Annotated in this window: 25 protein-coding genes and 1 tRNA gene; 12 read left to right on the top strand and 14 right to left on the bottom strand. The window is 71.6% G+C overall.

The features are described 5' to 3' along the window. The first annotated feature begins 37 nt into the window (after positions 1-37). The gene (locus tag QFW80_RS07270) at positions 38-625 is read left to right on the top strand and encodes an alpha-ketoglutarate-dependent dioxygenase AlkB family protein (protein ID WP_280600925.1); all 588 of its coding nucleotides are present in this window, start codon (positions 38-40) and stop codon (positions 623-625) included. A 165-nt stretch (positions 626-790) separates the two neighbouring features. Here the strand turns inward: QFW80_RS07270 and QFW80_RS07265 are convergent, their stop codons facing one another. The 4 genes from QFW80_RS07265 to QFW80_RS07250 all read right to left on the bottom strand — a co-directional run bounded on the left by QFW80_RS07265 (position 791) and on the right by QFW80_RS07250 (position 4420). Continuing rightward, positions 791-1465, bottom strand: a complete 675-nt coding sequence (locus tag QFW80_RS07265) for an ABC-type transport auxiliary lipoprotein family protein (protein ID WP_280600924.1) — start codon at positions 1463-1465, stop codon at positions 791-793. Further along, complete coding sequence (locus tag QFW80_RS07260) at positions 1462-2385, bottom strand: MlaD family protein (RefSeq protein ID WP_280600922.1); 924 nt, start codon at positions 2383-2385, stop codon at positions 1462-1464. Before QFW80_RS07260 ends, QFW80_RS07265 begins: the two co-directional genes overlap by 4 nt. 3 nt (positions 2386-2388) lie before the next feature. Continuing rightward, a complete protein-coding gene (locus QFW80_RS07255; protein WP_425603517.1) occupies positions 2389-3216 on the bottom strand; it encodes an ABC transporter ATP-binding protein in 828 nt (275 codons plus the stop codon). A gap of 85 nt (positions 3217-3301) precedes the next feature. Continuing rightward, a complete protein-coding gene (locus QFW80_RS07250) occupies positions 3302-4420 on the bottom strand; it encodes an MlaE family ABC transporter permease (RefSeq protein ID WP_280600921.1) in 1119 nt (372 codons plus the stop codon). 84 nt (positions 4421-4504) lie between these two features. Between QFW80_RS07250 and QFW80_RS07245 the strand changes: the two genes are divergently transcribed. Then, complete coding sequence (locus QFW80_RS07245) at positions 4505-5764, top strand: threonine/serine exporter family protein (RefSeq protein ID WP_280600920.1); 1260 nt, start codon at positions 4505-4507, stop codon at positions 5762-5764. 175 nt (positions 5765-5939) lie between these two features. Here the strand turns inward: QFW80_RS07245 and QFW80_RS07240 are convergent, their stop codons facing one another. The 4 genes from QFW80_RS07240 to QFW80_RS07225 all read right to left on the bottom strand — a co-directional run bounded on the left by QFW80_RS07240 (position 5940) and on the right by QFW80_RS07225 (position 8912). Next, positions 5940-6314, bottom strand: coding sequence for an H-NS histone family protein (locus QFW80_RS07240; protein WP_331488494.1), 375 nt, complete (start codon positions 6312-6314; stop codon positions 5940-5942). Between the two features lie 129 nt (positions 6315-6443). Next, on the bottom strand, positions 6444-8147 hold the full coding sequence (locus QFW80_RS07235; protein ID WP_280600917.1) for a proline--tRNA ligase: 1704 nt from the start codon (positions 8145-8147) through the stop codon (positions 6444-6446). Positions 8148-8212: 65 nt separating this feature from the next. Beyond that, positions 8213-8515 (bottom strand): hypothetical protein, encoded by a 303-nt coding sequence (locus QFW80_RS07230; RefSeq protein ID WP_280600915.1) that lies wholly within the window; start codon positions 8513-8515, stop codon positions 8213-8215. A 7-nt stretch (positions 8516-8522) separates the two neighbouring features. Next, a complete protein-coding gene (locus QFW80_RS07225; protein WP_280600913.1) occupies positions 8523-8912 on the bottom strand; it encodes a DUF4124 domain-containing protein in 390 nt (129 codons plus the stop codon). 156 nt (positions 8913-9068) lie between these two features. Here QFW80_RS07225 and pssA point away from each other — a divergent pair, with 156 nt between their 5' ends. From pssA to rimI, 3 genes are read left to right on the top strand one after another with little or no spacing between them, the layout of a single operon-like run. Beyond that, positions 9069-9842 (top strand): CDP-diacylglycerol--serine O-phosphatidyltransferase, encoded by a 774-nt coding sequence (pssA, locus tag QFW80_RS07220; RefSeq protein ID WP_280600911.1) that lies wholly within the window; start codon positions 9069-9071, stop codon positions 9840-9842. Further along, positions 9839-10153 (top strand): hypothetical protein, encoded by a 315-nt coding sequence (locus QFW80_RS07215; RefSeq protein WP_280600909.1) that lies wholly within the window; start codon positions 9839-9841, stop codon positions 10151-10153. The genes pssA and QFW80_RS07215 overlap by 4 nt, the downstream gene beginning before the upstream one ends. Beyond that, complete coding sequence (rimI, locus tag QFW80_RS07210) at positions 10150-10644, top strand: ribosomal protein S18-alanine N-acetyltransferase (protein WP_280600907.1); 495 nt, start codon at positions 10150-10152, stop codon at positions 10642-10644. Before QFW80_RS07215 ends, rimI begins: the two co-directional genes overlap by 4 nt. A gap of 123 nt (positions 10645-10767) precedes the next feature. Here rimI and QFW80_RS07205 read toward each other — a convergent pair whose 3' ends face one another. The 3 genes from QFW80_RS07205 to QFW80_RS07195 form a co-directional block, all read right to left on the bottom strand. Then, a complete protein-coding gene (locus QFW80_RS07205; protein WP_280600905.1) occupies positions 10768-13755 on the bottom strand; it encodes a valine--tRNA ligase in 2988 nt (995 codons plus the stop codon). A gap of 146 nt (positions 13756-13901) precedes the next feature. Continuing rightward, on the bottom strand, positions 13902-14327 hold the full coding sequence (locus QFW80_RS07200) for a DNA polymerase III subunit chi (protein ID WP_280600903.1): 426 nt from the start codon (positions 14325-14327) through the stop codon (positions 13902-13904). Between the two features lie 54 nt (positions 14328-14381). Beyond that, positions 14382-15869: a leucyl aminopeptidase gene (locus QFW80_RS07195; protein WP_280600901.1), complete on the bottom strand. Its 1488-nt coding sequence runs from the start codon at positions 15867-15869 to the stop codon at positions 14382-14384. A gap of 138 nt (positions 15870-16007) precedes the next feature. Here QFW80_RS07195 and lptF point away from each other — a divergent pair, with 138 nt between their 5' ends. Both lptF and lptG read left to right on the top strand, forming a co-directional pair. Next, entirely contained in the window at positions 16008-17090 is a 1083-nt protein-coding gene (lptF, locus tag QFW80_RS07190) for an LPS export ABC transporter permease LptF (RefSeq protein WP_280600900.1), read from the top strand. Beyond that, complete coding sequence (gene lptG, locus QFW80_RS07185) at positions 17087-18196, top strand: LPS export ABC transporter permease LptG (protein WP_280600899.1); 1110 nt, start codon at positions 17087-17089, stop codon at positions 18194-18196. The genes lptF and lptG overlap by 4 nt, the downstream gene beginning before the upstream one ends. Before the next feature lie 237 nt (positions 18197-18433). Here the strand turns inward: lptG and QFW80_RS07180 are convergent, their stop codons facing one another. Next, entirely contained in the window at positions 18434-18919 is a 486-nt protein-coding gene (locus QFW80_RS07180) for an RDD family protein (RefSeq protein WP_280600898.1), read from the bottom strand. 42 nt (positions 18920-18961) lie between these two features. Here QFW80_RS07180 and xerD point away from each other — a divergent pair, with 42 nt between their 5' ends. The 4 genes from xerD (at position 18962) to QFW80_RS07160 (ending at position 24985) form a co-directional block, all read left to right on the top strand. Further along, the gene (xerD, locus tag QFW80_RS07175; RefSeq protein WP_280600896.1) at positions 18962-19915 is read left to right on the top strand and encodes a site-specific tyrosine recombinase XerD; all 954 of its coding nucleotides are present in this window, start codon (positions 18962-18964) and stop codon (positions 19913-19915) included. A gap of 227 nt (positions 19916-20142) precedes the next feature. Then, on the top strand, positions 20143-22626 hold the full coding sequence (locus QFW80_RS07170; protein WP_280600894.1) for a glycoside hydrolase family 9 protein: 2484 nt from the start codon (positions 20143-20145) through the stop codon (positions 22624-22626). Positions 22627-23153: 527 nt separating this feature from the next. Beyond that, positions 23154-23579 carry a DUF2231 domain-containing protein gene (locus tag QFW80_RS07165; protein WP_280600892.1) on the top strand — a complete coding sequence of 142 codons (426 nt, stop codon included), beginning with the start codon at positions 23154-23156 and terminating at the stop codon, positions 23577-23579. After that, a complete protein-coding gene (locus QFW80_RS07160) occupies positions 23576-24985 on the top strand; it encodes a PQQ-dependent sugar dehydrogenase (RefSeq protein WP_280600891.1) in 1410 nt (469 codons plus the stop codon). Before QFW80_RS07165 ends, QFW80_RS07160 begins: the two co-directional genes overlap by 4 nt. A gap of 46 nt (positions 24986-25031) precedes the next feature. Here the strand turns inward: QFW80_RS07160 and QFW80_RS07155 are convergent. Beyond that, a tRNA-Ser gene (locus QFW80_RS07155) sits at positions 25032-25122 on the bottom strand. A gap of 122 nt (positions 25123-25244) precedes the next feature. Here QFW80_RS07155 and QFW80_RS07150 point away from each other — a divergent pair. Next, positions 25245-25652: a DUF6165 family protein gene (locus QFW80_RS07150; protein ID WP_280600889.1), complete on the top strand. Its 408-nt coding sequence runs from the start codon at positions 25245-25247 to the stop codon at positions 25650-25652. A gap of 10 nt (positions 25653-25662) precedes the next feature. Here QFW80_RS07150 and QFW80_RS07145 read toward each other — a convergent pair whose 3' ends face one another. Further along, positions 25663-26577, bottom strand: a complete 915-nt coding sequence (locus QFW80_RS07145; RefSeq protein ID WP_280600887.1) for a sterol desaturase family protein — start codon at positions 26575-26577, stop codon at positions 25663-25665. Positions 26578-26678: the final 101 nt, after the last annotated feature.

The raw sequence follows: 26678 nt of genomic DNA, 5'->3' as shown, positions 1-26678 counted from the left end.
CGCGCCGATCGCTGCCGGTCTCGCGGGTGCCCGGACCATGGCCGGCGAGGACGCCGCGTGGCCCGACGTGGAGCTCACGGAACGGTGGCTCGAGCCCGCGGCGGCGGACACCCTGTTCGAGGACCTGCGCCACTCGCTGCCCTGGCGCTCGCACCGGGTGCGGATGTTCGGGCGCGACATCGATGCGCCGCGCCTGAGCTGCTGGATCGGCGATCCCGCCGCCCGGTACCGCTATTCGGGGACGACCCACGAGCCCGAGCCCTGGCCGGCGGCGCTGGCCGCGGTCCGCGAGCGCCTTGCGCACGCGGCCGGGACCCCATTCAACAGCGTGCTCGCCAACCTGTACCGCGACGGGCGCGACTGCATGGGCTGGCACAGCGACGACGAACCCGAACTGGGCCCGCAGCCGGTGATCGCCTCGCTCAGCCTGGGCGCCACCCGGCGCTTCGTGCTCAAGCACCGGCGCGAGCCCGCACGCCAGGCGGTGTTCGAGCTGCCGCACGGCAGCCTGCTGGTGATGCGTGGGGACACCCAGCGCGACTGGCGGCATGCGCTGCCGCGGACGGCGCGGGCCGTCGGGCCGCGGATCAACCTGACGTTCCGCGAGATCATCGTGCGGGGTTGAGGCGGATGGGCCTGCCCGGGCCCCGGATCCTGGGGACGCCGTGACCCCGAATGCGCGAGGGCCGGCGACGGGACTGCCCGGGGTGCGCGTGGCTTGGCCGGGGGACAGGCACGGATCCTGGCCCCGGATGCGCTTCGCTTATCCGGGCTACGGGTTGCGGCGGGATCAGCGTCCGGTCGCGGGGTGATCCTGCCGCTCGTGCTGGTCGCCGGTCGTGAGCAGCCAGTGCGCCAGCTCACCGGTGACCTGGCCCAGGCTGCGCGAGAAGGCGTCCACCACCAGCGCCACGTCGGTGCCCGATGCCGGAACGGCGGCCCGGAAAGTGCGCGCGCCGACGATGCCCTGGTCGACGGTGTGGATCAGCTTGGCATTGATCTCGATCGTGGCCGCGGGTACGGCGTTGCCGGCGTAGTCGGCCTCGAAGCGGCGCAGGTCGATCGCCAGCTTGTAGTCGGCGGCGATGCCCGCGCCCTGGCGCGCGACCGACGGCAGCTTGCCGGAATCCTCCAGCGCGCGCAGCAGCGCGTCCTGGAGCATGTCGGTGGGGGTCTTGGCCCAGGACGCACCGCTGTACACCTGCAGTTCGTCGGGCGCGGGACGCACCGCGATGCGGAAACTGTCGATCGCGCGCGCGCCCGAGGGCGGGCTGAGCGACAGCTGCCAGTCCGCCGCGGGCGCGGCCGGATCGATCTCCACCCGCGGATCCGGCGCATAGATCGTCGCGCGTTCCCGCTCGCCGCCGCCCAGGATCGAGCAGCCGGCGAGCGCGACCAACAGCAGCGGCGCCAGCCGGCGCGCGGCGGCGCGGGTGCCGGAGGGGGTCACGACGGATCGGCTCACGGTTCGAACTCCTTGGGGGCGTCGCGTCCCAGCAGGTAGCGGGTCGGGTTGGCGTCGAGGCGGTCGCTGATCCGGCGCAGGTCGCGGATCAGGCTGCGCAGTTCGCCCAGGGTCGGGCCGAGCTGCGACAGGCCGTCGTTGGCGAAGCTGTTGATCGCGGCGCGGTTCTCGTTGAGGATCGTGTCCGCGCCGCGCGCGGCCGAATCGAGCTTGACCAGGGTGCCGTCGATCTTCTCGATCAGGCGCGGCAGGTTCTGCACCAGCTCGCGGTCGACGGTGTCGAGCGTGCGGTTGGCCGAGGACATGGTCACGGTCAGCTGTTCGCTCGCGGTGCGCGCGTTGACCAGGATCTGGCGCATGTCCTCGCGCTGCTCGGCGATCGCGCCGGTCATGGTCTCGATGTTGTCGAGCGTGGCGGTGATGCGCGCGACGTTCTCCTCGCTCATCACCTGGTCGAGCCGCTCGACCAGCCGGTTGGCGGTGTCGGCGATGTTCTGCAGCGCCGAGGCGGAGGTCTCGATCACCGGCGGGCGTCCATCGGGGCCGGGCTCCAGCGTCGGCGCGCCGGGGCTGCCGCCGGTGAGCTGGATGATCGGCGGTCCGGTGAGGCTGGTCATCGACAGCTTCGCGCGCGTGTCCACCTTCACCGGCGCATTGGCCTGCAGCCGCAGCAGGGCGATCACCTGGCGCGGGTCGTCGGGGGCCAGCATCAGGTCGTCCACCGTGCCCACCGCGATGCCGTTGTACTGCACGCTGCTGCCTTCGGTCAGGCCGGTCACCGGCTCGCGGAACACCACGCGGTACTCCTGCCAGTCCCGCTCGGAGGAATACTTCGCCGCCCACAGCGCGAACAGCAGCAGGAACAGCGTCACCGCGATGGTGAACGCGCCGATCAGCACGTAGTTGGCCTTGGTTTCCATGCGTCAGGTGTCCTCAGCGGTGGCCGCGGCCGCGTGCGCGGCGCGTCCGCGCGGGCCGTGGAAATAGTCGCGGATCCAGGGGTGGTCGAGCCGTTCGATCTCGTCCAGCGGCGCCGCGGCGACCACCTTGCGGTCGGCCAGCACGGCGACACGGTCGCAGATCGCGTACAGCGTGTCGAGGTCGTGGGTGATCAGGAACACGGTCAGGCCCAGCGCTTCCTGCAGGGTGCGGATCAGGCGGTCGAATGCGGCCGCGCCGATCGGATCCAGGCCCGCGGTGGGTTCGTCGAGGAACAGCAGCGGCGGGTCGAGCGCCAGCGCGCGGGCCAGCGCGGCGCGCTTGCGCATGCCGCCCGACAGCTGCGAGGGCAGCTTGTCCAGCGCGTCGGCCGGCAGCCCCGCCAGGCGCACCTTGAGCAGCGCCAGTTCATAGCGCAGCGATTCGGGCAAGTCGGGATGGTGCTCCTTCAGCGGCACCTGCACGTTCTCGCCGACCGTCAGCGAGGAGAACAGCGCGCCGTCCTGGAACAGTACCCCGGTGCTGCGCTCCAGGTGCAGGCGGTCGGCGGGATCGTCCGAGCGCGGATCGACGCCGAGCACCTCAATCTCGCCGTCGTCGGGCCGGCGCAGGCCGATCAGGGACCGCATCAGCACCGACTTGCCCGACCCCGAGCCGCCGACCACGCCGATGATCTCGCCCCGGCGCACGTCCAGGTCGAGGTCCTCGTGCACGGTCTGCGCGCCGAAGCGGTTGACCAGTCCGCGCACGCGGATGATGGGGGACGCCGCGGTGCCGCTGCGATCCGTCGCCGGCGATCCGCGATCGGACACGGCGCCATCTCCCTCCGTCACGGGGAGGCCTGCACGCGCCTGCTCCTTTGATTCACCGTTCACCGGTTCGCCACCCGATCGTCTCCTACCAGTCCATGTACATGAACCAGATCGCCGCCATCGCGTCGAACACGATCACCAGCGAGATGGTCTGCACCACGCTCGAGGTGGTGCGCTCGCCGACCGACTGCGCGGTGCCCTGCACCTGCAGGCCCTCCAGACACCCGATCAGGCCGATCACCAGGGCGAACAGCGGCGCTTTCGACATTCCGATCAGGAAGTGGCGCAGTTCCATCTGCTCCTGCATGCGCGCCAGGTAGGCCGGCGGCGGGATGTCGAGGCTGAACGCGCCCACCGACAGGCCGCCGAGCAGGCCCGCGACCACGGCGATGAAGGTCAGCAGCGGCAGCATCACCAGCAGCGCGACCACGCGCGGGATCACCAGCAGGTCGATCGGGTCCAGCCCCAGGGTGCGGATGGCGTCGACCTCCTCGCGGCTGACCATCGCGCCGATCTGGGCGGTGAAGGCGCTGGCGGTGCGCCCGGCGAGCAGGATCGCGGTCAGCAGCACGCCGAACTCGCGCAGGAACGCCACCGAGACCAGTTCGACCACGAAGATCGTGGCGCCGAAGTCGGCCAGGATCTGCGCGCCCAGGAACGCGATCACCGCGCCGACCAGGAACGAGAGCAGGGCGACCAGCGGCACCGCGTCCAGGCCGACCTGTTCCATGTGGTGCACGGTCGAGGTCAGCCGGAACCGGCGCGGCTCGAGCACGCAGCGGCCGAGCTTGACCAGGGTCTCGCCGAGGAAGCTGACCAGTGCCACCACTTCCCGGGTGTTGTCCTGGACCGCGTACCCCAGGCGTGCGAGGGCCGCGGCGAAGCCGTATTCGCGCTTGCGCTTGGGGCGGTCGTCGTGCACGTCCTCGATCGCCGCCACCAGGGTGCGATGGTCGTCGCGAAAGCGGAAACGGCCGTAGTCCAGCTGGCGGCGCTCGGCGAAGCGCAGCAGCTGCAGCACGCCCACCGAATCGAGCCGGTCGACGGCCGAAGCATCGATCGCGTCCACCGAATCGGGAGCCTCGCGCAGCACGCTTCCGATCAGGCGCGCGTGGTCCAGCGTCCAGCCTCCCGCCAGACGCAGCACCGTCGGGTCGGCCGGATCGGTGTCTGCGGTCGGGGGCGGGTGGGTGGCGGCCGTCATCGCAGGCGAGGATACAGGCAACCCCGTGCACGCAGCAGCATGCCGCGCATGCCTTGCGCGGGTCGCCCGTGCGATCCTGTGCCGATGTCACCGACGACGATGCCCACGCCGGCTACCGCTGCCGCCTACGCCACGCGCATCGCGTTCATCGTCGAGCTGGCCGGGCACCTGCACGGCTACGGCACCACCTCGCAGCGCCTGGAGGGCGCGATCGTCGCGGTCGCGCGCCAGCTCGGGCTCGACTGCGAGCCCTGGAGCAATCCGACCGGGCTGATCCTGAGCTTCAGCGATCCGCAGCGGCCCCCGGGCGAGAGCGACACCACGCGGGTGATCCGGCTGCCGCCTGGCGAGACCAACCTGTACAAGCTGTGCGAAGCGGACCGGATCGCCGAAGAGGTGATGGCCGGGCGTCTGGACATCAGCGAGGGCCATGCCGCGCTGCGCGCGCTGGACCGCGGCGCGGACTGGCGCGGCCTCGTCCAGCAGGTCGCCGGTTTCGGCCTGGCGGCCGCCAGCGTGGCTGGCATGCTGCGCCTGCCCTGGCTCGACATCGCCACCGCCGGGGTGATCGGCACCCTGGTCGGCCTGCTCGGTCTGGCCAGCCGCAACCGCCCGCAGATGAAGGAGGCCGACGATGCGATCGCCGGCATCGTCGCCGGCAGCCTCTCCGCCCTGGTGGCGAGTTTTGTCGCGCCGCTCAACCTCAACACCGTGGTCATCGCCTCGATGATCGTGCTGATGCCCGGCATGGCGCTGACCAACGCCTTCAGCGAACTCACCAGCCAGCACCTGATGTCCGGGACCGCGCGCTTCTTCGGTGCCTTGACCACGCTGCTCAAACTCACCGTGGGCACGATGATCGCGCTGACCGTGGTGCAACTGGCGGGCCTGGAGCCGCAGGTGCGTGCCTGGCGGCCGCAGCCGGGGTGGGTCGAATGGGGCGCGGTGGTGACTGCGGCCTGGGCGTTCGCCGCGCTGTTCCGCGCCGCGCGCCGCGACATCGCCCTGGTGATGGCGGCCGCGATCGCCGGCTATGCGATCTCGCGCCTGGTCGGGCAGTGGCTCGGAAGCCCGATCGGCGTGTTCCTCTCGGCGCTGGTGATCACCGTGGCCGGCAACGGCTACGCGCGCTGGATGCGGCGCCCGGGCGCGCTGATCCGGGTGCCGGGCATCATCATGCTGGTGCCGGGCAGCACCAGCCTGCGCAGCCTGCTGGTGGCGGTGCAGCAGCAGGACGTCGCCGCCGGACAGGCGGCCGCGATCACCGTGCTCAACGTGCTGCTGGCGCTGATCGCGGGGCTGCTGATCGGCAACCTGCTGCTGCCGGCGAGGCGCAACCTGTAGCGGACGCGGACGCGGCATCGTGTCGAAGGCGCGCGGCGGCGGCTGGCGCACGGCCGGGCGATCCGGCGCGCGCGTGGCCCGCCTGCAGCGAACCCAGCGCGGGGCGATCTCACGCAAACAAAAAACGCCGGCGCGAGGCCGGCGTGTGCACGATTGCGTCCCGCGAGACGGGGAATCATTTCTTGATCAGGAATTCCTCGGGCTTGCGGCCCTTCTTGACCAGCGCCGCCAACCAGCGGGGCTGCTTGCCGCGACCGGTCCAGGTCTCCGTCGGTGCGGCGGGGTTGCGGTACTTCGGCGGCACCTTGCCCAGCTTGCGCCCGGCGGCCTGCTTCGTGGCCCGCTTCGCGGCCGGTGCCTTGGCCGTCGCGCCCGCGCGGCCGCCGAACAGTTCCTGGATCGTGTAGCCCTCGGCCGCGGCGAAATCGACGATCCGCTTGCGGATCGCGGCGATCGGCTTGCGCTTCCTCAGCGCGGTCTTGCGGGCCTTGGCCTCTGAAATCAGGGCGTCGAGCTGTTTCGGCGACAGTGCGTTCAAATCGATTGCCATGCAAACAAACTCCGGATCTGGAAAGGATGTCCCGTCCATGGCACCGGCGCATGATAATCGAATACGCGTGAGGACGCGTCGCGCAGGCCGCGCGGGCGGATTATCGCCGCGATTATCGCGCCGGGATTATCAACCGCCCGACAGTCGCGCCAGCAGGGTGGCGCGGTCGAGCTGCTCGGATTCGGTGGCGGTGCGCGCGCGATATTCGAACGTGCCCGCCGCCAGTCCGCGCTCGGAGACCACGACCCTGTGCGGGATGCCGATCAGCTCGATATCGGCGAACATCGAACCCGGGCGCAGGCCGCGGTCGTCGAGCGCGGTGTCCACGCCGGCGGACGTCAACTCGCGATAGAGCGCGTCCGCCGCCGCGGCGACCTCGGCATTGCCCTTGGGATTGATCACGCACACCACCGCGCGCCACGGTGCCATCGCCTCGGGCCAGCGGATGCCGGCGGCGTCGTGGTTCTGCTCGATCGCCGCGGCCACGATGCGCGAGACGCCGATGCCGTAGCAACCCATCGCCGGATGCACCGCCTTGCCGTGCTCGTCGAGCACGGTGCAGCCCATCGCCTCGGAGTAGCGGCGACCCAGCGCGAACACATGGCCGACCTCGATCCCGCGCGCCAGTCCGAGCACACCCTGGCCATCGGGCGAGGGATCGCCGGCGACCACGTTGCGGATGTCGGCGACCACGTCCGGTTCGGGCAGGTCGCGGCCCCAGTTGACGCCGGCCAGGTGCGCGCCGGGCGCGTTGGCGCCGATGACGAAATCGGCCATCGCCGCGACGCTGCGGTCGGCCACCACGCGGATCGCCTTGCGGGGCCCGCGGGGCCCGAGGAAGCCGGGCTCGCAGCCGAGGTGGTCGACGATCTCGGCCTCGGTCGCCAGCCGGTACTCGGCCATGCCCGGGAGCTTGGAGAGCTTGATCTCGTTGACCACGTGGTCGCCGCGCACCAGCGCCAGCACGAACCCGTCCGCGCCCATGGCCGCGACCGACTTCACCGTGCGCGCGAGCGGAATGCCGAGCAGGGCGGCCACGTCCTCGCAGGTCTTCTGCACCGGCGTGTCGACCGTGCGCAGCGTCTCCGACGGCGCAGGGCGTTCGCCCGGCGAGACCGCCTCGGCCAGTTCGACGTTGGCGGCGTACCCGGAGCCTTCCGAAAACGCCAGCGCGTCCTCGCCCGACTCGGCCAGCACATGGAATTCGTGCGAGGCGCTGCCGCCGATCGCGCCGGTATCCGCGGCTACGGCGCGGTAGGCCAGGCCCAGGCGGGTGAAGATGCGCTCGTAGGCGGCGTACATCACGTTGTAGCCGCGCTCGATCAGGTCCTCGTCGCTGACGTGGAAGGAGTAGGCGTCCTTCATCACGAACTCGCGCGCGCGCATGACGCCGAAGCGCGGCCGGATCTCGTCGCGGAACTTGGTGGTGACCTGGTAGAAGTTGACCGGCAGCTGCCGGTAGCTCGCGCACTCGTGGCGGAAGAAGTCGGTCACCGCTTCCTCGGCGGTGGGGGTGAAGCAGTATTCCTGCTCTTTCCGGTCACGGATCTTGAGCAGCTGCGGGCCGAACTTCTGCCAGCGCCCGGTTTCCTCCCACAGTTCGCGCGGCTGCACCGACGGCATCGCCATCTCGATCGCGCCGGCGGAATCCATTTCCTCGCGCACCACCGCTTCCACCTTGCGCAGCACCCGCAGTCCCAGCGGCGACCAGGTGTAGAGCCCGGCCGCGAGCTTGCGGACCATGCCGGCCTTGAGCATCAGCTTGTGGCTGGCGATCTCGGCCTCGGCGGGCGTTTCCTTTTCGGTGCGGAGGTGAAACTGCGACAGGCGCATCGGCGGGCTCGGGGCGGCGGGACGCGCATTCTGCCATGCGCCCCGCGCGGACCCGGCGGGGGCGCTCAGCGCGCGGCTTCGACCGTCGGGCTGGCCTGGATGGTGTTGCGCCGTTCCAGCGCGGCCACGTCGACGAGGGTGTAGTCGCGTCCACGCGGCGGGATGTCGGTCACCTGCACGACGCCGGCGTCGTCGCGCCAGCGGTACAGGGCGGGCCCGTCGGACGCCGGTGGTGCGCCGGCAGCAGCGGAGGCGGCCGGCATCGCCGCGGACGCGGGCGACGCGGCGGGCGCGGCTTCGCGCGTCAGCCACCAGGCGAGCGCGCCGGCGCCCAGGGCCCCCGCCACGATCGCCCAGGCCAGGCGCATCGCCGGATCAGCCGGCCGGGCTGTCGCAGTAGGCCTTGACCGCGGCGTTCGCCAGTTCGAGCTGGCTGGCGCGCTCGGCGTCGTTCAGGGCGCGGCCCGGCTGGCCGTCCTCGCCCGCTTCGTGCACCGGCCGTTCGCCGCTCAGGGCGGCCACGTTCGCGCGCGCGGTGGCGCAGTTGGGGTTCTCGCCCGCGGCCGCGGCCTGCGGCGCGGTCGCCTGCGCGGTGCCGGCGCCGCTGCTGGTGATCTGGCGCTGCTGGTAGCTGCCCTTGGGCGGCGGGGTCTGCGAATAGTGGGTGACGCCGTTGGCGTCCTTCCACTGGTAGACCTCGGCGGCGGATGCGACGGACGCGGCGGACAGGCCGGCGACGAGCGCCAGAAGGGCAAGGCGGGACATCGCGGAACTCCTGCGGGAGCGGGGGCGTGGCGCGATTCCAGCATCGCCACGGGCGCGACGCAAGCGATGCGGCGCGGAAACGTGACCGCCCTGCGTGCCCGCGCGCCCGCGACCCGGTGCCGCCGGTCACCCGCCGGCAGGCGCTACACTGCCGCGATGGAGCCCCAGACCCCAGCGCCGCCGCGCGGCCGCGGCATCTACCTGCTGCCCAACCTGTTCACCACGGGCGGATTGTTCGCGGGATTCTTCGCGATCATCGCGGCGTCGCAGGGCCGCTACGGGGCGGCCTGCATCGCGATCTTCGTGGCCGGCATCCTCGACGGCATCGACGGTCGCGTGGCGCGGCTGACCAACACCCAGAGCGAGTTCGGCGTCCAGTACGACTCCCTGGCCGACCTGATCAGCTTCGGCATGGCCCCGGCGCTGGTGATGTACCACTGGGCCCTGATGTCGATGAAGCTCGACGGCATGACCCAGGGCAGGATCGGCTGGCTGGCCGCGTTCCTGTACGCGGCCTGCGCGGCGCTGCGGCTGGCGCGCTTCAACAGCCAGGTGGGCACGGTGGACAAGCGCTGGTTCATCGGCCTGGCGAGCCCCGCCGCCGCGGGGCTGATGGCGAGCTTCGTCTGGACCTGCCACGAACTGGGGCTGGCCGGCGAGGACCTGCGCTACGCGGCGCTGGCGGTGACCGTGGTGGCGGCGCTGCTGATGGTCAGCCGGCTGCGCTACAACAGCTTCAAGGGCAGCGGCACCGGGCCACGGGCCGAACGCGTGCCGTTCGTGGCGCTGCTGATCGCGCTCGGGATCCTGATCGCGCTGTGGGTGGACCCGCCCAAGACGCTGCTGGCGGCGGCGTCGCTGTATGCGCTGTCCGGCCCGGTGCTGTGGTTCTGGCGCCGGCGCGAGGGCGCGCGCCCGGAGGCGGCGTGAGCTTCGATCGCCTGCAGCGCGAGATCCTGGCCGAAATGGGCTACACCGTGTACCGGGTGCAGTCCGGCGACGCCGACGCGGGCGCGGCGGCACACCTCCCGGCCGCCGCGACGCCGCCCCCCGAGGAGGCCGGCCCCGGCCCCGATGCGCTGCTGCGCGCCCTGCTGCGGGCCGCGGGTCGCGACACGCACGACGTCGAGGCGCTCGCCCTGTGCCGTGGCCTGCTTCCGCCCGGTGGCCTGCGCGATGCGCGCACGCGGCGCGCACTGTGGCCGCGCCTGCGCGCACTGCGGGCGCGGCCCGCGCGATGAGCGCGGCGGGCGCGGTGGCGGCCGGCGTGCCGCAGGCGGCGCTGCGGCCGATGCGCGAAGACGACCTCGATGCGGTCATGGCGATCGAGGTGCGCGCCTACCCGTTCCCGTGGACGGTCGGGATCTTCCGCGACTGCCTGCGCGCCGGTTATCCGTCCTGGGTGCTGCAGTCGGAGGCGCGGATCATCGGCTACGGCGTGCTGAGCGTGGCCGTCGGCGAGGCGCACCTGCTCAACGTGTGCATCGAGCCGGCGGAGCAGGGGCGCGGGCACGGCCGGCGACTGCTGCGCGGGCTCGAGCGCGCCGCGCGCGGGCAGGGTGCGCAGCGCGTGTTCCTCGAGGTGCGCCCGTCCAATCCGGCCGCGATCGCGCTCTACCACGACGAGGGCTTCAACGAGATCGGCCGCCGGCCGCGCTACTACCCCGCGCACCAGGGGCGCGAGGACGCGATCGTGATGGCGAAGGAACTGATGGTCGACGGCTGGGCGTAGCGGGCGCCTGCCGCGGCGGTGGCGGGGACTCGACCGCGTCGCGACCGCACCCGCGCACGTGACTGCATGCCGGTTCGATCAGCCGGCCGCGACGACGGGCGCGCGACGCAACGCGCCGCCGCGCTACGCCAGCCTTGCGCGCTGTGCCGACAGCGCTTCGTGCTGCGCGGTCCAGTCGGCCAGGCGCTGGCGCTCCTGCTCGACCACCGCCGCGGGCACCTTGTCGCTGAACTTCGCCAGCTTGGCCTGGCTCTTGTCCTTCTCCGCGGACACGCGCGCGAGTTCCTTGTCCAAGCGCGCGCGTTCGGCGTCCAGGTCGACCAGGCCTTCGAGCGGCACGAACAGGCGCAGCTCGCCGACCAGCCCCGCGGCGGACGCCGGCGGTTCGCCCTCGACCGCGTCGATCGCCGACAGCCGGTTGAGGAAGCGCAGCTGCGCGGCGAAGCGCGCCAGGCGCGCGCGGTCGTCCGCGGACCCTGCCTGCACCAGCAGCGGCACCTGCTTCATCGGCGAGACGCCCAGCTCGCTGCGGATGCGCCGCAGCGCGGTGACCATCTGCTTGAGCCATTCGATATCGGCCTCGGCGCGGGCGAAATCGTCACCGGCCACGTCGCCGGCCTGCGGATACCGCTGCAGCGAGATGGTGTCGCCTTCGATGCCCAGCCGCGGCGCGACCTGGCGCCACAGTTCCTCGGTGACGAACGGCACCAGCGGGTGCAGCAGGCGCAGCAACGCTTCCAGCACCGTGAGCAGGGTGCGACGCGTGCTGTCGGCGGCGGCGCGGTCATCGCCGTTGAGCGCCGGCTTGGCCAGCTCGACGAACCAGTCGCAGAACTCGTTCCAGGCGAACTCGTACAGCGCCTGCGCCAGCAGGTCGAAGCGGTAGGCGGCGAAGTGGGCCTGCGCTTCCGCGGAGACCCTGGCCAGGCGCGACAGGATCCACTTCTCGGCGTCGGTGACGGGCGATGCACTGTCGCCACCAACCGCCCTGCGGGCACCGTCCCCCGAGTGCGGGGGAAGCGACAGCGTGTCCGTGTTCATCAGCACGAAGCGGGTGGCGTTCCACAGCTTGTTGCAGAAGTTCTTGTAGCCTTCGGCGCGGCCGAGGTCGAACTTGATGTCGCGACCGGGGCCGGCGAGCGCGGCCATGGTGAAGCGCAGCGGGTCGGCGCCATGCGCGGCGATGCCGTCGGGGAATTCCCTGCGCGTGGCCTTCTCGATCTTCGGCGCGTCGGTCGGCTTCATCAGCCCGGTGGTGCGCTTGGCGACCAGCGCGTCCGCGCTGATGCCGTCGATGATGTCGAGCGGGTCGAGGATGTTGCCCTTCGACTTCGACATCTTCTGGCCGTCCTTGTCGCGCACCAGGCCGGTGATGTAGACGTCGTCGAACGCGACCTTTCCGGTCAGCGCGTCGGTCATCATGACCATGCGCGCGACCCAGAAGAAGATGATGTCGAAGCCGGTGACCAGCACGCTGGTCGGGAGGAACGTGTCGAAGCCGCGCTCGCGCATCGCGTCCGCATCGGGCCAGCCGAGCGTGCTGAACGGCCACAGCGCCGAGGAGAACCAGGTTTCCAGCACGTCCTCGTCCTGGCGCAGGGCGACCTCGCTGCCGATGCCGGCGCGGGCGCGCGCGTCGGCCTCGTCGCGGCCCACGTAGGCGTTGCCGGCGGCGTCGAACCACGCCGGGATGCGGTGGCCCCACCAGAGCTGGCGACTGATGGTCCAGTCCTGGATGTTCTCCATCCAGTGCCGGTAGGTGCTGATCCAGTTCGGCGGCACGAACTTCACGCTGCCGTTCTCGACCAGCTCCATCCCGCGCCGGCCCATGGTGTCCATGCGCACGAACCACTGGTCGGTCAGGTACGGCTCGATCACCGAACCGGAACGGTCGCCGAAGGGCTGCATGATCGGCTTGGACTCGACCAGCGGCGCTCCGTCCGGCCCGGTGACGGCCAGGCCTTCGGCGGTGATCGCCTCGACCACGCGCGCGCGCGCCTCGTAGCGGTCCAGGCCGCGCAGCTCGTCGGGCACCAGGTTCACCGCGCCGACGTCGTGCGGCGCGCGTTCGCCGCGCGCGATCTCGCCGGCGATCCGTGCGCTCTCCTCGTAGGACAGGCCGTCGCTGCGCATGCGCGCGTGCGCGTCCATCAGCGCATACAGCGGGATGCCGTTGCGGGCGGCCACGGCGTAGTCGTTGAAGTCGTGCGCGCCGGTGATCTTGACCGCGCCGGAGCCGAAATCGGGGTCGGGGTATTCGTCGGTGATGATCGGCACCAGGCGCCGGTGCTGCTTCGGCCCCACCGGGATCTCGCACAGCTTGCCGACGATGGGCGCGTAGCGCGCGTCGTCCGGGTGCACCGCCACCGCGCCGTCGCCGAGCATGGTTTCCGGGCGGGTGGTGGCGATCGAGATGTAGTCGCGGGTCTCGCGCAGGGTGACGTTGCCCTCGCTGTCGCGCTCGACGTATTCGTAGATCTCGCCGCCGGCCAGCGGATACTTGAAGTGCCACATGTGGCCGGGCACCTCGCGGTTCTCGACCTCGAGGTCGGAGATCGCGGTGTTCAGCGCCGGATCCCAGTTCACCAGCCGCTTGCCGCGGTAGATCAAGCCCTGCTCGTGCAGGCGCACGAACGCCTCGACCACCGCCTTCGACGGCATCGGGTCCATCGTGAACACGCTGCGCGACCAGTCGCCCGAGGTGCCGAGGCGGCGCATCTGCCGCTCGATCGTGTCGCCCGAGCGCTGCTTCCACTCCCAGACCTTGGCGATGAAGCCCTCGCGGCCGAGCGAGTCGCGGGTCTCGCCCTTGCCTTCCAGCGCCAGGTTGCGGCCGACCACCATCTCGGTCGCGATGCCGGCGTGGTCGCTGCCCATCTGCCACAGCGTGCGGTGGCCGAGCATGCGGTGGTAGCGCACCAGCGCGTCCTGCAGCGTGTGCTGGAACGCATGGCCCATGTGCAGCGTGCCGGTGACGTTCGGCGGCGGCAGCAGGATGGTATAGGCCGGGCCGTCGCCGCGCGGCGCGAACACGCCGGCCGCTTCCCACTCGGCGTAGAGGCGGGATTCGAAACTGCCGGGATCGTAGGACGGGGCGAGGGTGTCGGTCATGGTCGGTCTTGCAGCAGGCTGGTTCGGCCCCCTCCCCGCGGGGAGGGCTGGGATCGGGGCATCGGCCGGTGCGCCCCCATCCGCCCTTCGGGCACCTTCCGCCGCAGGCGGAGGAAGGAAAAAGCAGGTCCGCGCAGGCAGCGCGGTCACATGTCGTACTTGTTGACCTCGAAACCGAGCGCCTTGTAGTGCGTCCAGCGCTCGCGCAGCGGGCCACGCGCGGATTCGTCGGCCGGCACCACTTCCAGCACGCGTTCGAAGCCGCCCGCGACCGGCGCGTCGCGCAGGTTCACCACCAGCGGCCGCATCGGCGCGTCGGTCTGGGGATCGGCGATCAGCACGGGCGTGAGCTCGTCCTCATCGTCGCGGCCGGCGATCTGGTGCGGGATGTAGGCGTCCTCGCCCATGTCCCACAGCAGGTCGTCGAGCTCCTCGGCCTGGGCGGTGTCCCGTGCCAGCACCAGCGTCCACAGCTCGGCCTCGTAGGCCTTGCGCACCAGTTCGCAGGCCAGCCGCAGCGGCTGCGCGCGGAAGCGCGGCTTGGCGATCAGGTAGAAATCGGCGCGGGGCATCGGGAGGGGCGCTGGACCGCGGCGGCCGCGAGGGCGACCGCCGCCTTCCCGCAATCAGGCCGCGGGCGCGCCCGCGGCGCGATCCATCAGCCACTGGCTCAGCAGGCCGACCGGGCGGCCGGTGGCCATGCCCATCTTGCCGTCGCCGCTGGCGCTGCCGGCGATGTCCAGGTGCGCCCAGCGCTGGCCCTCGGTGAAGCGGGCGAGGAAGCAGCCTGCGGTGATCGCGCCGCCCCAGCGGCCGCCGATGTTGTAGACGTCGGCGAAGTTCGATTCCAGCAGCGTCTGGTATTCATCCCACAGCGGCAGGCGCCAGGCGCGGTCGAACACGTCCTCGCCGGCGGCGAGCAGTTCGTCGGCCAGGTCGTCGTGCTTGCTCATCAGGCCCGAGGCGAAGCGGCCCAGCGCCACCATGCACGCGCCGGTGAGCGTGGCCACGTCCACCAGCGCCTGCGGCTGGAAGCGCTCGGCGTAGGTGAGCGCGTCGCACAGGATCAGCCGCCCTTCGGCATCGGTGTTGCCGACCTCGATCGTGCGGCCGGACATGCTGGTGATCACGTCGGACGGGCGGTAGGCGTTGCCGTCGATCGCGTTCTCCACCGCCGGCACGATCGCGACGAGGTTGATCGGCAGCTGCAGCCCGACCGCGGACACGAAGGTCCCGAGCACGGCGGCCGCGCCGCACATGTCGAACTTCATCTCCTCGATGCCGCCCTGGGTCTTGAGGTTCACGCCGCCGGTGTCGAAGGTGATGCCCTTGCCGACCAGCACGAACGGGCGCGCGTCGCCGCCGCCGTTCCACTTCAGCACCACCAGCCGCGGGCGGTTGGCCGACCCGCGCGCCACCGCCAGCAGCGCGCCCATGCCGAGCGCCTCCATCTGCGTCTCGTCGAGGATCTCGGCCTCGGCACCGTCGAAGCGCGCGGCGAAGGCCTGCGCCTGCTCGGCGACGTAGGCCGGGTTGCAGATGTTGGGCGGCAGGTTGCCCAGCTCGCGCGCGAACTTCACGCCGGCCGCGATCGCCTTGCCCTGCGCGAGGGCCTGTTCGTCGTCGCCCTGGAGCGCGAACGTCGCCAGTCCGCTGTCGTTGCGCTTCTTGTTCTTCGGGCCCAGCGTGGCGAGGTAGCGGTAGGCGGCGTGGTCGGCCGCGACCACCGCCTGGCGGATGGCCCACGCCGCGTCGCGACCGGCGACCTCGAGTTCGGACAGCGTGAACAGCGCCTGCTTCACCGGACCGGTGCGCAGCGCGCGCACCGCGTCGGCCACCGACTTGAGGTACTGCGGCACGCCGAACTTGGCGCGATCGCCCAGGCCGATCACCAGCACCCGCGGCGCGGCGAGGCCGGGCAGGTCGTGCAGCAGCAGGCTGCGGCCGGTGGCCCCGGAGACGTCGCCGCGCGCCGCCAGCGCCGCCAGGCGGCCTTCGCCGTCGAGCGCCTGCGCGGCGGGCGTGAGCGTGCCGTCGGAAAACGCCCCTACCACGATGCAGTCGGTGGCGGCGGTGGCGGGGGCGGCGCGGTTCAGGGTGAATTCGAGGGTCATCGATCAGATTCCAGGTGACTTCCGTACAATCGGCGCCCGGACGCGGCCTGCGGGCCGTGGAGCCGCATCGCCGCGGCATGTTCGCGGGCGCCGCTGCAGCCGGACGCAACGCCCTAGTCTAATCCAAGCCCCCGCCCGATGCCGAAGCTCGACAGCTACCTGTTCCGCGAATTCGCGCAGACCACGTTCGCGGCCCTGGTGGTGCTGATGATCGTGAGCCTCGGCGCGGTGTTCGCCGACGTGCTCGGCGACATCGTGCGCGGGCGCGTGCCGGCGGGCATGATGCTGGCCCAGCTCGGCCTGCAGGTCCTCAACTACCTGCCGCTGATCCTGCCGCTGGGCCTGATGCTCGGCCTGCTGCTGTCGGTGGGACGGCTGTACCGCGACAGCGAGATGCCGGTGCTGACTTCGGTCGGCGTGGGTCCGCGGCGCATGCTGCGCCCGCTGATGATGCTGGTGGTGCCGTTCGTGCTGATGATCGGCGCGTGCTCGCTGTGGCTGGGCCCGTGGGCGCGGCAGTATTCGCAGCAGATGATCGAAGTCGGCCAGCGCAGCCTGCTGGTCGCGGGACTGGAAGCCGGGCGCTTCGTGGAACTGCCGGGTGGCGGCGGCGTGGTGTACGCGAACGCGATGTCGAACGACGGCACCCGGCTCGGCCGCGTCTTCATCTACCGCCAGGACGAAGGCCGGATGGACGTGACCTCGGCCCGCACCGGCACCCTGTCGGTGGAGGGCAACACCCGTTACCTGACCCTGGACGAGGGGTTTCGCGTCGAGGGCCCGATGGACGGCGGCAGGGATTTCCGGCTGATGCGCTACGCCGCCAACGAGGTGCGCTTGCCGGACGCGGAATCGCGCGACATCGACGACGACCCCGAACTGATGTCCACGCTGGCGCTGTTGCCCGACGAGCGCGTCGAGGCGCGCGCGCAGCTGCACTTCCGCATCGCGCCGCCGCTGCTGGCGCTGGCCTTCGCGCTGCTGGCGGTGCCGCTGGCGCGCAGTCCGCCGCGGCAGGCGCGCTGGGGCCGGATCATCCTCGGCCTGCTGGCGTACGTGTTCGGCGTCAACCTGATGCTGGTCGGCACCAACGGCCTCGCCGCCGGACGGCTGCCGTCGGCGCTGGGCCTGTGGTGGCTGCTGCTGCCGCTGCTGGCGCTGGGGCTGTGGATGTACTTCAGCGACGGCCGCATGCGCGCCTCGCGGCGGGCCGTGGCATGAGGCCGTTCCCGAAGCTGCACGACCTGCTGGTCGCGCGCGTGGTCGTGGGCACGGTGCTGCTGACGTGGGCGGTGCTCACCGGGCTCGACATGGTGCTGGCGATGGTCGACGAGCTGCGCAGCGTGGGGCAGGGCAGCTACCGCGTGTTCGACGCCGTGACCTACGTGGCCCACACCCTCCCGCGGCGCGCGTACATGATGTTCCCCACCGCGGCGGTGATCGGTTCGCTGATGGGCCTGGGCCAGCTCGCCGCGAGTTCCGAGCTGACCGCCCTGCGCGCGCTGGGCGTGTCGCGCAAGCGGCTGAGCGTGTCGGTGGCGCTGCCGCTCCTGGTGCTGACCGGACTGATGATGGTCAATGCCGAGACCCTCGGCCCGTGGGCGCAGCGCAGCGCCGACATGATGAAGTCGGCCGCGCGCTCGAACGACATGATCGTCGCCCAGTATTCGGGACTGTGGGCGCGCGAGGGCGAGACCTTCCTCAACGCCCAGGCCGGGCGCGAACGCAGCGAAGGCGGCGACACCTGGCTCGAACTCAACGACGTGCGCCTGTTCGAGTTCGACGCCGACGGCCGCCTGGCGTCGGTGGCGCACGCGAAGATCGCCGAGCACCGCACCAGCGGCTGGCTGCTGCGCGGCGTGCGCCGCACCTATTTCGACGAGCGCGCGGTCGCCCAGGCGGACGTCGACGAGGAGCGCTGGGACTCCAGCCTCGACGCCGCGGCGCTGGCGGCCAACGCCAGCAACATCTGGCGCCCGCGCTACATGTCCTCGGCCGAGCTGAAGGAAGGCATCGACTATCGCAAGCGCAACCAGCTCGATGCCAGCGAGTTCGAGGAGTACTACTGGGGCCACTGGTTCTACCCGCTCAACGTGCTGGCGCTGTGCCTGGCGGCGATCCCGTTCGCCTTCGGCAGCCTGCGCAGCGGCGGCCTCGGCCGGCGCCTGTTCATCGGCGTGGTGTTCGCGCTCGGCTTCTGGCTGCTGCAGACCCAAGTGGTGAAACTGGCCGCGGTCTACAGCTTCGACTACCGCATCGCCTACCTCGTCCCGCCGCTGATCATGCTCACCGTCTCCTGGCTCCTCTTCCGGAAACGGAGTGGGTGAGGCTGGCCTGCTTGCGCGGCATTGCCGCGCAGGCCAGCCGAACGCCAGGCGCGCTGCACAGGTCCGGCTGAGCAGGCCGACATCGCGAGGCACTGCCTCGCGCGGTACTTCCCCACGGGCCGGCCGATCGCCTGCGCGCGGCGGCATATGGCGATCCGCCCTTCGCGACCACGGTCGCTTCCGCCATGGCTCCTGCAGCGGCCACCGGATGCGGAACACGCATGCCTGGCCGCGCGGCTACCGCGCGGCCGTGCCATCGATCCGCACCACCCGCGTCCGGCTCATCCGGTCGTGCCAGGCGAGCCGATCGCGGTCGAGCCACGCCCACCAGAAGCCCAGTCCCGCCGCGAGCAGAGACACCGTCCCCGCCGCATAGCGCGTCCACAGCGCAGCGCGGGTCGGCTCCGCGTCGTCCATTGCCACCACCCGGATCCGCCAGGGGCGCATGCCCAGCGTCTGCCCGCCGCGTCGCCAGCTGGCGGTCGCGTACACGCCGCTGATGCCCCAGCAGGCCAGCCACAGCAGCCATTGCAGCGCGCTCAGGGGGGCGATGTTCTCGTGCGGGTCGTGGCCGCCGAGGTAGGTGTATCCGGCGGTGAACAGGGCCGAGAGCAGGAACCACAGCGCAAGCACGGGCAGCAGGTCGTACAGCAGCGACAGCAGCCGTCGTCCGACCAGGGCGGATCCGCGTGTGGCGGCGTGTTCGACGGGCGTGGAGGGCATGCGCACAGGATACCGGCTGCCGCGCTCGGCTAAGCTGGATCGATGACCAGCGCCACGCCCGCCGAACGCCGCCAGCGCATGCATGCGCTGCCGCCGTTGCGCGAGTCCGACGCGGACGCCATCCACCGCTTCCTCGACGCCCTGTGGGCCGAGACCGGCGCCGCGCGCAACACCCTCGACGGCTACCGGCGCGACCTGGAGGGGGTCGCGCGCTGGCGCGACGGCGCGGGCGGCGGTCTGGCGGCGCTCGATCGCGGGGCACTGTTCGACTACCTCTCGCTGCGCGCCCGGGAGGGCTACTCGGCGCGCAGCAACGCGCGCCTGCTCAGCGCGCTGCGATCGTTCTTCGCCCACCTGCGACGGCGCGGGTTGCGCGAGGACGATCCGGTGGCGCTGGTCGAACCACCACGCCTGCCGCGCTCGTTGCCCAAGGCGCTGGGCGAGGCCCAGGTGGCGGCCCTGCTGGCCGCGCCGGAGGTGGATACGCCGGAGGGCCTGCGGGATCGGGCCATGCTGGAACTCATGTACGCCTGCGGCCTGCGCGTGAGCGAACTGGTGCAGCTGCCGGCCACCGCGGTGAACCTGCGCCAGGGCGTGCTGCGGGTGACCGGCAAGGGCGGCCGCGACCGGCTGGTGCCGCTGGGCGAGGAGGCGCAGCACTGGCTGGAACGCTACCTGGACCAGGCGCGCCCGCTGCTGGCGGGGAAACGCACGGTCCCGGCCCTGTTCCTGACCGCCGCGGGCGAGCCCCCCAGCCGGCAGCAGTTCTGGGCGACGGTGAAGCGCTGCGCCGCCGTGGCCGGCATCGATCCAGCCCGGATCAGCCCGCACGGCCTGCGCCACAGCTTCGCCACCCATCTGCTCAACCACGGCGCCGACCTGCGCGCGCTGCAGATGCTGCTGGGGCACAGCTCGCTGTCGACCACCCAGATCTACACCCTGGTGGCGCGGGAGAAGCTGCGGCAGCTGCACGCGACCCACCATCCCCGCGGCTGACCCTGCCATCCGTCGGGTCGCCGGTACCGTGGGGCGCCGGCGCCGTCGGGCCTGGTGGTGCCTGCCCGGGTCAGGTGCGGGCTGCGGCTTTTCGGCCAGGCACGCACTGCCCCAGCGGAATGCGCCCGACGGCTGCAACGCACATGAGCCTGGAGCGCTTGCTGCAGCGCCGCAAGTCACGGCGGGCGGCGGATGTTAGCGTTAACATTCTATTCCGGGGGAACACCATGACCGATCCGAACCGCCGTCCCGCCGCGCGCGTGCCGCGCCGCCTGCTCGCCTGCGTCCTGGCCGCGACGCTGGCCTCGCCGCTGGCCGCGTGGTCGGCACCGCCCGAGCTCAACGAGCTGGAGTACTTCCACAAGCGCGGCCTCGACGTGCTGGCCTTCAGCAACTACTACGACGGCCTGTTCAGCGACGCCAAGCATGCGGGCGTGGAACTGATCCACCACGGCGTGCGCACCGCGACCAATGGCGACGTGCGCCTGAGCCCCACGCCGGAGCAGTGGGACCCGGTGGCGCTGATGGTCGACCGCAAGGTCGACCCGGCCACGAGCACCGTCACCACCCGGCTGGGCTATGCCGCCCACGGGTTCGAATACGACATCCGGGTCTCGCCCGCGGGCGAGGGCGTCAAGGTAGAGGTGGTGTTCGACCAGCCATTGCCGGCCGCGCTCGAAGGCCAGGCCGGGTTCAACCTCGAGTTCCTGCCCTCGGCCTACTGGGGCAAGAGCTGGATGACCGAGCAGGGCGGCGGCCAGCTGCCGCTGTACCCGGCCGGCCCGACCACGCGCGACGCGCAGGGCAAGCCGGTCCGGCAGCCGATGGCGCGCGGGCGCAGCCTGACGCTGGCGCCGGAGGATCCGCAGCGGCGCGTCACCCTGCGGGCGCGCGAGGGCGAGCTGGCGCTGTTCGATGGCCGCAACCAGGCCCAGAACGGCTGGTACGTGGTGCGCAGCCTGCTGCCGGCGGGCCGCACCGGGACCGTGCTCGAGTGGACCCTCGAGGGCAATACCGTGCCGGACTGGACGCGCGAGACCGTGATCGGTCATTCGCAGGTCGGCTACCACCCGGCGCAGCGCAAGGTCGCGGTACTCGAGACCGACCGCAACGCCGCGGCGCCGGGCCGGGCCCGCCTGCTGCGCATCGGCGCGGACGGGCGCGAACAGCAGGCGCACGCGGCGCAGGCGGCGCACTGGGGCCCGTACCTGCGCTACGAGTACTACACCTTCGATTTTTCCGACGTGCGTGAGCCGGGCCTGTACGTGATCGAGGCCGCCGGCCAGCGCAGCAACGCGTTCCGCATCGCCGAAGACGCCTACGCCACCGCCTGGCACCCGACCCTGGACGTTTTCTTCCCCGTGCAGATGGACCACATGTTCGTCAACGAGGCCTACCGGGTGTGGCATGGGCGCTCGCACATGGACGACGCGCGCCAGGTGGAACCGAACAAGGAGCACTTCGACCTGTTCGGGCAGGGCCCGGACCTGGATTCCCCGTTCCAGCCCGGCGAACACATCCCGGGCCTGGACTACGGCGGCTGGTTCGATGCGGGCGACTTCGACATCCGTACCCAGACCCACTACGCCACGGTGATGTCGCTGGTCGACACCTGGGAGCAGTTCCGTCCGGGGCGCGACGAGACCACCATCGACCAGGACAGGCAGCATGTCGAACTGCACCGCCCCGACGGCGTGCCCGACCTGCTGCAGCAGATCGAGCACGGCACCCTGGCGCTGATCGCCCAGCATCGCGTGTTCGGGCACGCGATCCCCGGCATCGTCGAGCCGGACCTCGGCCAGTACACCCACCTGGGCGACGCGGCCAGCAAGACCGACGGCAAGGTCGACGATCCGGACGATCCCGATTCGCTCAACGACGACCGCCTCGCGTTCACCACCAACACCACCGCGCTCAACTACGGCTCCGCCGCGGCGCTCGCCGCCGCCAGCCGCGCGCTGCGCGGCCACAACGAGGCCCTGGCCGAGGAATGCCTGGCCACGGCGAAGAAGGTGTGGGCGTTCGAGCACGGGCGCGAGCCCAACCTGTTCCGGGTCGGCAACACCACCGGCGGCGATCCGCAGGACGAGGAACTGCGCGCGGCCGCGCAGCTGCTGCTGACCACCGGGGACGCGGCCTATGCCGCGCGCATCGCCGAGCTGTGGCCGGCGATCGACGAACGCTTCGGCTTCAATGCCGCCGTCGTGCTGCCGGTGCTCGACCGCATGGACCCGGCCTTCCAGTCGCGCATGCGCGCTCGCGCCGAAGCGTTCAAGGCCGAACGCGCGCAGATGGTGTCCGAGAACCCGTACGGGGTGCTGATCACCCGCGGCGGCTGGGCCGGCAACGGCGCGGTCATCGGCATGGCAACGACCAACTACCGCCTGCACCAGGCGTACCCCGACCTGTTCGACATCGAGCCGACGCTGCAGGGGCTGAACTACCTCTACGGCACCCATCCGGACTCGAACATCTCGTTCGTCTCCGCCGTCGGGGCGAAGTCCAAGCAGGTGGCCTACGGCATGAACCGGGCGGATTTCAGCTTCATCGCTGGCGGCATCGTCCCCGGCGTGCTGGTGCTCAAGCCCGATTTCCCGGAGAACAAGGAAGACTGGCCGTTCTTCTGGGGCCAGAACGAGTACGTGATCAACCTCGGCGCCAGCTACATCTACCTGGTGCACGCCGCCCAGGACGCGCTGTCGCGGAAGTAGCGGTGCTTCGTGACCGTCCGCGGCCGCCGCGCCGCGGGCGGGCGTGGCGGGTGTCGGCGCCGCAGGCTCGCCGGGCCGTGGTCCGGCGGTGGAGTGCTCAGGTGCGGATGGAGTCCATCAGCGCGAACGCCACGGCCAGCAGCAGGGCCGCGCGCAGCAACGCGATGCCGGCCTGTTCGCCCAGCTTGCGGAGGTGGAAGTCGGATACGCGCATGTCGATGGGTGCCGGTTCGGCCCGCCTGTCCCCGCGGGCCACGCTGGTGACAAGCAGAAAGCGTGCCCGGCCGAATCGCGATGCAGTGCGCATTCCGGCCGCCCGGAAGTGACGCAACGGGGCCATCCGCGCGCGGGCGCCGCGTCACATCCTTGCGCGTCCGGCGCGCGCCCTGCGCTTCCGCTGTGCCGCGCGGGGACGCGCGTGCGGGCCGGCGGCACCTCCACGTGCACATTCCCGTCAACCACGCTCGACTAGCCTCGTGGATCGACCCGGGCACCGCCCCCGGCCGTGCCGTCCCGGAGAAACGTCCATGTCAGCGACCCTGGAGCGTCCGCGCGCTCATGTGTTCCATCCCGTCCACCTGCTGCTGCTCGGCGGCGCGCTCGCGCTGCTGCTCGGGGCGTTGCTCGGCGACATCGCCTATGCACGCAGCTACGAGGTCCAGTGGATCAACTTCGCCGCATGGCTGAACGTGGGCGGGCTGGTGCTGTCGAGCGCCGCCTTCGTCTGCGCGCTGTTCGGCCTGGCGCCGTCGCGGCGCACGCGCGCCAGCCTGCTGCACGCGGCCCTGCTGTTCGCGGCGTGGATCGCCGCCCTGCTGGCCGCCCTGACCCACGCCCGCGACGCCTGGGACGCCATGCCGGTCAGCCTGGTGCTGTCGGGACTGGCGGCGGTGTTGCTGGCCGTCTCCATCTGGTTCGCGTGCCGCGCCGTGCGGCCGGGAGCGTTCGCATGAGCCGTCTCCGCCTGCCCGGCGCGATCGCGCTGGCCCTGACCCTCGCCGCCTGCAATCCCGCGCCCGAGCCGCCGCAGTACGGCGCCCGGCCGGACCTGCCCGAACCCCGCCGCGGCCTGCTGCCGGAGATGAAGATCGCCGACCCGGCCGGGTGGGGCGATCGCCTGCCGATGGTGCCGGAGGGCTTCGAGGTGCGCGCCATCGCCACCGACCTGCTGATCCCGCGCCAGACCCTGGTGCTGCCCAACGGCGACATCCTGGTCGCGGAAGGCCGCGGCGGCAGCGCGCCGCCGCTCAAGCCCAAGGACGTGATCGCCGGGCCGATCAAGGCTGCCGGCACCACCCAGGTGGAAAGCGGCAACCGCCTGACCCTGCTGCGCGATGCCGACGGCGACGGCGACTACGAGGTGCAGACGGTCTTCGCCGCGAACCTCAACGCGCCCTACGGCCTGGCCCTGGTCGGCAACGACCTGTATGTGGCCAATCAGGATGCTGTGGTGCGCTTCGACTACCATCCCGGCCAGACCCAGGCGCGCGCGGCGACGCCGGAGACGCTCACCGAGCTGCCCTCGGAGATCAACCACCACTGGACCAAGGCGATGACGGCCAGCGCCGACGGCCGCTTCCTGTACGTGGGCATCGGCTCGAACAGCAACATCACCGAGCGCGGCATGATGGCCGAGCAGGACCGCGCGATGGTATGGGAGATCGACGTCGCCAGCGGGATGCACCGCCCGTACGCCACCGGCCTGCGCAACCCGACCGCGCTGGCGATCCAGCCAGGCAGCGGCCAGCTGTGGGCGGTGGTGAACGAGCGCGACGAGATCGGCCCGGACCTGGTGCCCGACTACCTGACCTCGGTGCGCGAGGGCGGCTTCTACGGCTGGCCCTGGGCGTACTGGGGCCAGCACGTCGACACCCGCGTGAAGCCGGAGAACCCCGAGAAGGTCGCGGCCTCGATCACGCCGGATTACAGCCTGGGCGCGCACGTGGCCGCACTGGGCGTGGATTTCTCCAGTCCGGTGATGGGGCCGCAGTTCGCCGACGGCGCGTTCGTCGGCATGCACGGCAGCTGGAACCGTTCCGACCCGGTGGGCTACAAGGTGGTGTTCGTGCCGTTCCGCAACGGCCGCCCGGCGGGCGATCCGGTCGACTTCGTCACCGGCTTCCGCGACGCCGACGGCACCACACGCGGCCGTCCGGTTGGCGTGACGGTGGACCCGCGCGGCGCGCTGATCGTCGCCGACGACCTGTCGAACACCGTCTGGCGGGTGAGCCGGGTGGGCGGCGCGGCCGCGACACCGGTGCCCGCCGCGGGCGAGGCTCCGGCGGAGACGGATCCGGCGGCCGATGATGCCGGGCAGGCGGCGCCGCCGCCTGCTGCGCCGGCCTCGACCCAGGAATAGGCCGCATCACGGCAAAAAGCCCCCGATGGGGGCCTTTCGCCGATGCTGGCGGGGAGGGGGGGATTCGAACCCCCGAGGCGCTATAAACGCCTGCCTGATTTCGAGTCAGGTACATTCAACCGCTCTGCCACCTCCCCGGAATTCGCGGGTGTCGCGCGGTCCCGGCGCTGAACGCCGGGGGCGCAATCATACGGGGCGGGGTGCCCGCGAACAAGGCGCAGGGCTAGACTGTCGGGCCTTATTTCCGGCGGAAGGCCCGATGTCCGAGATCTCCGTGCCCGTGTCGTTCGGCGAACTGCTCGACAAGATCGCGATCCTGCAGATCAAGTCCGAGCGCATGACCGACGAAGCCAAGCTGGCCAACGTCCGCAACGAGCTCGACGCGCTCGAGTGCACCTGGATGGCGCATCCGGCCGCCGGCCACGACATCGCCCGCCTGCGCGCCGACCTGAAGGCGGTCAACGAGCGGCTGTGGGTGATCGAGGACGACATCCGGCTCAAGGAGAAGGCGCAGGCCTTCGACGCGGAGTTCGTGCGCCTGGCGCGCGCCGTGTATTTCGAGAACGACACCCGCGCCCGCATCAAGAAGGACATCAACCTCGCCCTGGGCTCGTCCTACGTCGAGGAGAAGTCCTACCAGGACTACGGCGCCGGCGCGGGCGCCTGACGGCCGCGCGTCACGCGCGCGCGTCGCGGCGCGAGGCGGCGGTGTCGACATCCTCGGGTTCGCGCCATGGCAGCAGCAGCTTCTGCAGCAGGGTCGGTTCGCGCGGCCCGATGCCGGTCTGCGCCACCTCGCCCTCCGAGTAGGTGCCGAACAGCCGGTCCCACAGGATCGCGTTGCAGGCGTAGTTGCTGTTGCTCGCCTCGAACACGGCCGAATGGTGGCGCCGGTGCTGGTTGCTGGTGGTGAACACCCAGCGCAGCAGCGGCGTGTCGATGTCGAGGTTGGCGTGCGCGATCGAGGTGTTGACCACGGCGAGCACGGTCGCGCCGGCCACCGCCTCCGCGCCGGCGCCGAACAGCGCCGCCACCAGCACCACCGGCAGCGCCAGCAGCATGACCTCGAACGGGTGCGACGTGCCGGTGTTGATCGCGTGCAGGTTGTGGAAGGCGTGGTGGAAGCCATGGCCGCTGGCGCGCCACAGCAGCGCCCAGCGGTGCAGGGCGCGGTGGATCCAGTAGTAGATGAAGTCCGCGGCCAGGAACAGCAGCAGCACCTGCGCCAGCAGCGGCCAGCCCTGCGGCCACAGCGCCAGTCCCAGCGCCTCGCGCGCCGCGGCCAGCGACGGGACCAGGACCAGCGCGTACACCGACAGCATCAGCTGCAGCAGCACCAGCGTCAGCAGGTAGAGTGCGGCGAGCACCGCCTTCTCAGCGGCACGGTGGCGCCACTGCGGCATGGCCGGGGCCAGCCGTTCGAGCAGCGCCAGCAGCCCTTGCGCGGCCACCAGCGCCACGAGCGCGGCCGTGCCTTCGTCCAGGTCGAGCGCGATCCAGAGCGCCAGCGCGCCGCCGAGCAGCAGCGGCTGGGCCGCGATCCGGATGGCGCGGCGCAGGGCGGGGTGGGGCAGGGTCGGTTGCATGTGCATGGGTGGGGTCCCGGAACGACCGTCGGGGCCAATGTACGTCCGGTCGCCCGGCCATGGATGTGCCGGAAGCGCCCCTGCCGGAAGCGACAGGCCGGCTGCCC

Source organism: Luteimonas rhizosphaericola (assembly GCF_029888045.1).
Taxonomy (GTDB): Bacteria; Pseudomonadota; Gammaproteobacteria; order Xanthomonadales; family Xanthomonadaceae; genus Luteimonas; species Luteimonas rhizosphaericola.
Note: the sequence above shows the minus strand (reverse complement) of the source record. Positions and strands in the feature narration are given on the sequence as shown.

What these genes read in the sequence shown, in the direction of transcription:
- QFW80_RS07260 (WP_280600922.1), bottom strand. Translation starts at nt 2,385, where the DNA reads ATGGAAACCAAGGCCAACTACGTGCTGATCGGCGCGTTCACCATCGCG.
- QFW80_RS07270 (WP_280600925.1), top strand. Translation starts at nt 38, where the DNA reads ATGGCCGGCGAGGACGCCGCGTGGCCCGACGTGGAGCTCACGGAACGG.
- QFW80_RS07170 (WP_280600894.1), top strand. Translation starts at nt 20,143, where the DNA reads ATGACCGATCCGAACCGCCGTCCCGCCGCGCGCGTGCCGCGCCGCCTG.
- QFW80_RS07160 (WP_280600891.1), top strand. Translation starts at nt 23,576, where the DNA reads ATGAGCCGTCTCCGCCTGCCCGGCGCGATCGCGCTGGCCCTGACCCTC.
- pssA (WP_280600911.1), top strand. Translation starts at nt 9,069, where the DNA reads ATGGAGCCCCAGACCCCAGCGCCGCCGCGCGGCCGCGGCATCTACCTG.
- QFW80_RS07225 (WP_280600913.1), bottom strand. Translation starts at nt 8,912, where the DNA reads ATGTCCCGCCTTGCCCTTCTGGCGCTCGTCGCCGGCCTGTCCGCCGCG.
- QFW80_RS07145 (WP_280600887.1), bottom strand. Translation starts at nt 26,577, where the DNA reads ATGCACATGCAACCGACCCTGCCCCACCCCGCCCTGCGCCGCGCCATC.
- QFW80_RS07235 (WP_280600917.1), bottom strand. Translation starts at nt 8,147, where the DNA reads ATGCGCCTGTCGCAGTTTCACCTCCGCACCGAAAAGGAAACGCCCGCC.
- QFW80_RS07180 (WP_280600898.1), bottom strand. Translation starts at nt 18,919, where the DNA reads ATGCCCTCCACGCCCGTCGAACACGCCGCCACACGCGGATCCGCCCTG.
- rimI (WP_280600907.1), top strand. Translation starts at nt 10,150, where the DNA reads ATGAGCGCGGCGGGCGCGGTGGCGGCCGGCGTGCCGCAGGCGGCGCTG.
- QFW80_RS07245 (WP_280600920.1), top strand. Translation starts at nt 4,505, where the DNA reads ATGTCACCGACGACGATGCCCACGCCGGCTACCGCTGCCGCCTACGCC.
- QFW80_RS07240 (WP_331488494.1), bottom strand. Translation starts at nt 6,314, where the DNA reads ATGGCAATCGATTTGAACGCACTGTCGCCGAAACAGCTCGACGCCCTG.
- xerD (WP_280600896.1), top strand. Translation starts at nt 18,962, where the DNA reads ATGACCAGCGCCACGCCCGCCGAACGCCGCCAGCGCATGCATGCGCTG.
- QFW80_RS07195 (WP_280600901.1), bottom strand. Translation starts at nt 15,869, where the DNA reads ATGACCCTCGAATTCACCCTGAACCGCGCCGCCCCCGCCACCGCCGCC.
- lptG (WP_280600899.1), top strand. Translation starts at nt 17,087, where the DNA reads ATGAGGCCGTTCCCGAAGCTGCACGACCTGCTGGTCGCGCGCGTGGTC.
- QFW80_RS07205 (WP_280600905.1), bottom strand. Translation starts at nt 13,755, where the DNA reads ATGACCGACACCCTCGCCCCGTCCTACGATCCCGGCAGTTTCGAATCC.
- QFW80_RS07150 (WP_280600889.1), top strand. Translation starts at nt 25,245, where the DNA reads ATGTCCGAGATCTCCGTGCCCGTGTCGTTCGGCGAACTGCTCGACAAG.
- QFW80_RS07250 (WP_280600921.1), bottom strand. Translation starts at nt 4,420, where the DNA reads ATGACGGCCGCCACCCACCCGCCCCCGACCGCAGACACCGATCCGGCC.
- QFW80_RS07230 (WP_280600915.1), bottom strand. Translation starts at nt 8,515, where the DNA reads ATGCGCCTGGCCTGGGCGATCGTGGCGGGGGCCCTGGGCGCCGGCGCG.
- QFW80_RS07200 (WP_280600903.1), bottom strand. Translation starts at nt 14,327, where the DNA reads ATGCCCCGCGCCGATTTCTACCTGATCGCCAAGCCGCGCTTCCGCGCG.
- lptF (WP_280600900.1), top strand. Translation starts at nt 16,008, where the DNA reads ATGCCGAAGCTCGACAGCTACCTGTTCCGCGAATTCGCGCAGACCACG.
- QFW80_RS07165 (WP_280600892.1), top strand. Translation starts at nt 23,154, where the DNA reads ATGTCAGCGACCCTGGAGCGTCCGCGCGCTCATGTGTTCCATCCCGTC.